The organism is Nocardia sp. NPDC058497, assembly GCF_042720195.1.
In the GTDB taxonomy this organism is placed as follows: Bacteria; Actinomycetota; Actinomycetes; order Mycobacteriales; family Mycobacteriaceae; genus Nocardia.
On sequence record NZ_JBHXMY010001064.1, the window covers coordinates 1 to 1,030 of the forward strand.

The 1,030-nt window shown below is 66.0% G+C and carries 2 pseudogenes; one reads left to right on the forward strand and one right to left on the reverse strand.

Annotated features, from left to right (window positions below):
* Positions 1 to 476, reverse strand: a pseudogene (locus tag ACFWPJ_RS33735) (hypothetical protein); the annotation flags it as partial.
* A gap of 114 nt (positions 477 to 590) precedes the next feature.
* Here ACFWPJ_RS33735 and ACFWPJ_RS33740 point away from each other — a divergent pair.
* Positions 591 to 1,030, forward strand: a pseudogene (locus ACFWPJ_RS33740) (hypothetical protein); the annotation flags it as partial.

Below are 1,030 nucleotides of genomic sequence, written 5' to 3' on the forward strand. Positions count from 1 at the left end.
GGACTGCGCCTGCGTTGACTGTGCATCGGTACCGACTGAGGTCGCCCCGTCTCCTCCCATCCGAGGATGGCCAGGCCCTTCGTCGAGCGCGCGTTGCTCACAGCGACGAGCAGCTGTTTGGCGTGCATCTCGGCTCGGTCCCTGGCACCGCCGGACAGATCATTCAGATCGGCCGGCGGTTCCTCGGTGATGTGGAAGACCGCGGCGAAGTCCATCCCCTTCGCTCGGCGCACCGTGCCGACCTTGGCCGGTCCGACCTGCGAGCCGTCGTAATTCTCCCATTCGATACCGCAGCTCCGTACCGCCTGTGGAGCTGTAATGCCTTGAGTACCAACATAGTTGAATTCGACACGGAAAGCAGGCGGCTGGATGACCGTCCTGGCCACGTAACCGGGTGCGGGAGCGCCGTCCCAGCGGCTGGACCAGCCACCATGTCGGCGGCCAGTGCCTCGGACGACCTGTACCCCGCTGGTCACGCGGCGCATTATAGGTAACCCGAAGGCTGGGGGCAGCGGTTTTGCCGGGTTTTCCAGTCAGGTCCGCTGCCATAGCGTCTCTCCCGCCAGGCTTTCGACCCGTAGGAGTGATGGATGGTTACAGGGGTGTTGGCTCAGCGGGAGCCCGAGGTCGTCAGCCGCGACGTCGAGCTGGATGCCGTGGAGCGGTGGCACCCGGCGGTCCGCGTGCTCTTCCGGTTCGGGTTCGTTATGGTCGGTGTCGGGATGGCGGGGGTGTGGCTGCTGCACGCGTTGCTGCGCACCTTCGGTCTGCCGCAGGGGACGGTGAGCGAAGTCGCCAAGTGGACAGCGTTGCATCCGCTCACCGACTGGGTCGGCACCCAGATCTTCGATGTACCAATCGATTACGCGGTCACCGGCAGCGGTGATACCGCGGCGAAATGGGTGGCTGTTTTCACCCTGCTCCTGGTTGCGGTACCAGTCACCGCCCCCAGGTCGGTCCTCGACCCGCGGCGCCCGCACAACGCGCGCCGGGATGTGTGGTTGCGGCGGCTGGGGGGGATATCGCGCGC